This is a genomic window from Tahibacter caeni (assembly GCF_024609805.1).
In the GTDB taxonomy this organism is placed as follows: domain Bacteria; phylum Pseudomonadota; class Gammaproteobacteria; order Xanthomonadales; family Rhodanobacteraceae; genus Tahibacter; species Tahibacter caeni.
Map to the genome: position 1 here is coordinate 1 of NZ_JANFVR010000462.1, position 2,985 is coordinate 2,985.

Annotated in this window: 4 protein-coding genes; 2 read left to right on the forward strand and 2 right to left on the reverse strand. The window is 72.6% G+C overall.

All coding sequences use genetic code 11. The features are described 5' to 3' along the window. Positions 1-1,355: phosphoenolpyruvate carboxylase (locus NON22_RS22605; RefSeq protein WP_257389247.1), on the forward strand; the 1,355-nt coding region annotated here is incomplete at its 5' end. Positions 1,356-1,388: 33 nt separating this feature from the next. On the opposite strand, the gene NON22_RS22610 is transcribed toward NON22_RS22605, so the two are convergent. Further along, positions 1,389-1,838 (reverse strand): hypothetical protein, encoded by a 450-nt coding sequence (locus NON22_RS22610; RefSeq protein WP_257389248.1) that lies wholly within the window; start codon positions 1,836-1,838, stop codon positions 1,389-1,391. 246 nt (positions 1,839-2,084) lie between these two features. Between NON22_RS22610 and NON22_RS22615 the strand changes: the two genes are divergently transcribed. Beyond that, positions 2,085-2,519: a hypothetical protein gene (locus tag NON22_RS22615; protein ID WP_257389249.1), complete on the forward strand. Its 435-nt coding sequence runs from the start codon at positions 2,085-2,087 to the stop codon at positions 2,517-2,519. On the opposite strand, the gene NON22_RS22620 is transcribed toward NON22_RS22615, so the two are convergent. After that, positions 2,497-2,985 (reverse strand): hypothetical protein (locus tag NON22_RS22620; RefSeq protein WP_257389250.1); only part of this gene is annotated, 489 nt, incomplete at its 5' end. The genes NON22_RS22615 and NON22_RS22620 overlap by 23 nt on opposite strands.

A 2,985-nucleotide genomic window follows, 5' to 3' on the forward strand; every position in this document is an offset into this window, starting at 1 on the left:
CCGTGCCGGCGCCTGGCGCGGACGCCGGCGCGGCGACCCTGGCCGTGTTCCGCACCGTCGCCGACGCTCGCAAACATTACGGCGCGCCGGCGATAGGCCCGTACATCATCAGCATGAGCCGCAGCGCGGCCGACGTGCTGGCCGTGCTCGCGCTCGCGCGCGTCGCCGGCTGCGTCGACGCCGACGGCCGCGTGCCGCTCGACGTCGCGCCGCTGTTCGAGACCATCGCCGACCTGCGCGCGGCGCAGGACGTGCTCGTGCAGCTGTTCGCCGATCCGCTGTACCGCGAGCATCTGGCGTCGCGCGGCGGCCGCCAGATGGTCATGCTCGGCTATTCCGACAGCGCGAAGGACGGCGGCCTGTTCGCGTCGCGCTGGGCCCTGCAGCGCACCCAGGTGCTGCTGACCGAGCTGGCCCAGCGCAGCGGCGTGCGCATCGCGTTCTTCCACGGCCGCGGCGGCTCGATCAGCCGCGGCGGCGGCAAGACCGAGCGCGCCGTGATCGCCGCGCCGCGCGGCTCGGTCGACGGCTATCTGCGCCTTACCGAGCAGGGCGAAGTCATCCATCGCAAGTACGGCATCCGCGCGCTCGCGCTGCGCAATCTCGAACAGACCACCGGGGCGGTGCTGCGCGCGAGCCTGCGGCCGCGCCCGGCCGAGCCGCGCGAAGCGGCCTGGCGCGAGATGGTCGGCCGGATGGCCGAGGTCTCGCGCAGCCATTACCGCGCGCTGGTGCACGAGTCGGCGCGCTTCGCCGACTATTTCCGCGCCGCGACGCCGATCGACGTGATCGAGCGCCTGCGCATGGGCTCGCGGCCGCCGCGTCGCGGCGGCGCCGGCGGCGTGGCCAGCCTGCGCGCGATCCCGTGGGTGTTCGCCTGGTCGCAGAACCGCGCCGGCCTGACCGGCTGGTACGGCATCGGCACGGCGCTCGGCGACGGCATCGCGCGCCACGGCATCGACGCGATGCGCGAGATGACGCGCGACTGGCCGTTCTTCGCGACCTTCGTCGAGGACGTGGAAATGCTGCTGGCCAAGAGCGACCTCGACATCTTCGCGCGCTATTCGCGGCTGGCCGGCGCGCTGCACGACGAATTCCATCCGCTGATCGCCGACGAGTTCGCGCGCACCCTGGCCGCTGTGCTCCAGCTCAGGCAGGCCGACCGGCTGCTGGCCGGCGACCGCCGCCTCGCGCTGTCGATACGCCTGCGCAATCCCTACGTCGATCCGATCAGCTTGCTGCAGGTCGACCTGCTCGCGCGCTGGCGCGCGCAGGATCGTCCCGAGGGCGAGCTGTTCCTCGCGCTGGCCGCGACCGTCAACGGCATTGCCGCCGGTGTGCAGAACACCGGCTGAGCCGCGGCGGCGCACGCCGCCGCGGCCGGCCGTTCACTTGACCGGGAACAGGCGCTCGAACTCGGCCATGTACTGGTCGTACTGGTAGCGCTGGCGCAGCGCGTCGACGTCGCGCGCATAGCGCGACGGGATCGAGACCGTCACGGTGACGAGGTCGCCGTCGGGATCGCCCGGGGCGAACAGCTGGAACATCGCGCGCTTGCTGCAGGGCTCGATCGTATAGGTCGAGGGATGGCCGCTGCCGTAGTAATACGGCGCGTTGGCCGTGTGCTGCGCGGCGCTCTGCTGCAGCAGGGTCGCGCATTCGCCGTAGGTCGGCGCGAGGAAGGTGTGCGTCTGGACGCCGTTGTGGGCGATCCAGCCGCCGTACTGCAGCGCGCCGGCCGGAATCGGCTGGCTCAGGTCGACCGAACCGGCCGAATGGGCCGCGGCGGTGCCGGCGGCGAGGCTGAGGACGAGGGCGAGCGCGGAGAAACGGATCATGAGGTTCGCATCCAGGGCAGCGGCCGCGTCGGGCCGGGTGGAACGAACCTAGGCAGGCGCCACGGTGCGGGCCAGGAAAAAGCCGGGAAAGAATTCGCGGGCACCGCGCAGAACCGCGCCGCAGTGCGGTTTTCCCGGTGTCGGGCGTTCCGGTCCGGTCGATTCTTTCCCGGTTTTTTCCCGCGCCGCGGCTTGTCCGGCGGCGCCGGCCTGCCGACCATGCGCGCACTGCCACGGAGCCGACTCATGCCGCATCGCCTCGTCGTCCTGCTCGCCGTCCTGCTGCCCTCGCTGGCCGCGGCTCACGATCTGCTGCCGCGCCATGACTGGTGCAGCCTCGGCCGTCCCGTCGTCATTGCCGAGCTCGACCCGGCGCCCGACGAGCTCGGCCAGACGGTCGAGATGTACTGCAGCGACGCCGGCCGCAACTGCGGCGAGTTCGACGACTACACCAAGGTGCTGCACCTGCTGCAGGATGTCTGCGACAGCTACGAGTCGGGCGCCGCCGCTTCCACGCCGGGCGACTTCGGCGACGTGATCGTCCTGCCCGAGCGGCCGGTGGAGTTCACGCGCGACGACCACCACCGGGCCTACCGGACCACGCTCGGCATCCGCGCCGTCTGCGTGCGCTGCGACCGCCTGCCGGCGCTGCCGCTGCCTACTCCAGCGCCCGTGCGCTGACGTCGGCGCGGATCGCCTCGACGAGTTCCTCGAGCCGCCCGCGCTCGGCCGGCTCGAGCGCGCATTCGGCCAGCACGAAATAGGCGCTGCGCAGCACTTCGCGCCAGCGCGGATGCCGCGGCAGCTTGGCCAGGCTCAGGTAGCGCTCCATCGAGCGCATGCGCAGGCGGCCGTCGTCGACGTGGATGCGCCAGATGCCGCTCTTCTCGGCGAATTCCACGCGCGACTGGCGCGTCGCGCGCTCCCAGGCCTGCAACGTCACCTGCATCAGTTCGACGAGCCGGCGGCGGAACGCGTCCGACTCGGCGACGGCGTCGGCGGCGGCGGCCGGCGCGGCCTCGGCTGTCGTGCCGGCGGGCAGCGGTACGGCATCGGCCGGCTCCAGCCGCAGCCAGGCGACCGGCTCTTCGGCGTCGGCCTCGTCGAGCAGGCCGCAGCGCGCGCGCAGCCGCTGCGTGCCGACGAG

Bases quoted from the DNA above. Each gene is read 5' to 3' on its own strand.
- NON22_RS22615 (WP_257389249.1), top strand. From the start codon at position 2,085: ATGCCGCATCGCCTCGTCGTCCTGCTCGCCGTCCTGCTGCCCTCGCTG.
- NON22_RS22610 (WP_257389248.1), bottom strand. From the start codon at position 1,838: ATGATCCGTTTCTCCGCGCTCGCCCTCGTCCTCAGCCTCGCCGCCGGC.